The sequence below is a fragment of the Shigella sp. FC1967 genome (assembly GCF_001743005.1).
Lineage (GTDB): Bacteria > Pseudomonadota > Gammaproteobacteria > Enterobacterales > Enterobacteriaceae > Proteus.
Genome location: NZ_MIIZ01001081.1, coordinates 1 through 996, shown reverse-complemented (window position 1 = coordinate 996; position 996 = coordinate 1). Strand labels below are relative to the sequence as shown.

The following is a 996-nucleotide window of genomic DNA, read 5'->3' as shown; positions in this document are numbered from 1 at the left end:
GGGGGCATCACACCAGGCTTGGGCTCAAGATGGCACACGGCCTGGTTTTTATGAGCGAAAGGAAGAGGGTTGGTTCTGGTACAAGGAAGAGCCCAAAGAACCAGAGAAAAAACCCGAAAAGCCCAAACCAAAGCCTGTGGCAGAAGCGAAGCCTACACAGCCGAAGCCTGCTGCTCCGCTACCGAGCGGCCCAGAAATGTTCTCAGCGGAATGGTTCCGGGAAAACTTACCCAAGTACAAAGACCTTGCTTGGAACAATCCTACCGTCGAAAACGTCAGGACATTTCTCTATTTGCAGCGATTTGCGATAGATCGCTCTGAACAGTTTTCAGATGCTACAGAGTTGGCGGTCGTAGGTGATCCTTTCTTGGATGAAATTACTCGACGTCCTGCTGCCACGTTTGCCTCACAACAGGTTGATCGTGACGCTGGTAACGCCAAAAACATGCTACTCAAAAGCGTAGCCGACCGCGTAGGGATATTCTTCTTCTACAAGTCCGACGATGACTACAGTGACTTGCAAGCACCGCTCATCAAGATGTTGGAACAAGGAGAAGGATTCTCGATCATTCCTGTATCTATGGACGGCAAACCACTCCCCAGTGGGCTTTTCCCCCATTACAAAACCGATGAAGGCCATGCCAAACAACTTGGTATCGTAACTTTCCCTGCTGTTTACCTCGCATCTCCAGATGGTCAGTTCGCTCCTATAGGACAAGGGCCAATGTCTCTTCCTGAGCTGAATCACAGGATTTTGGTCGCAGCAAAACGCAATGGTTGGGTCACAGACGAAGAGTTTAACCGTACACGTCCGGTACTCAACCTGGAAAACAACATAGCCGAACGCTTGGCCTCACCAGAGCTGGGCTCTGACCTCAAACAGCTATCTCAAGCGAGCGGTGATAAAGACAACTTTGTGCCACCGGAACAACTCATGAAGTACATCCGGGACAAATTACAGGAGAACTAAGATGGTCACGCACAAGATATTAAAAA

1 protein-coding gene is annotated in these 996 nt (G+C 49.6%); it reads left to right on the top strand.

Translation table 11 applies throughout. From position 1 onward, the window contains the following. Positions 1-970, top strand: a 970-nt coding sequence (traF, locus tag BHE89_RS18595) for a conjugal transfer protein TraF (RefSeq protein WP_141008337.1), incomplete at its 5' end; no start/stop codon positions are given. Positions 971-996 lie beyond the last annotated feature (26 nt).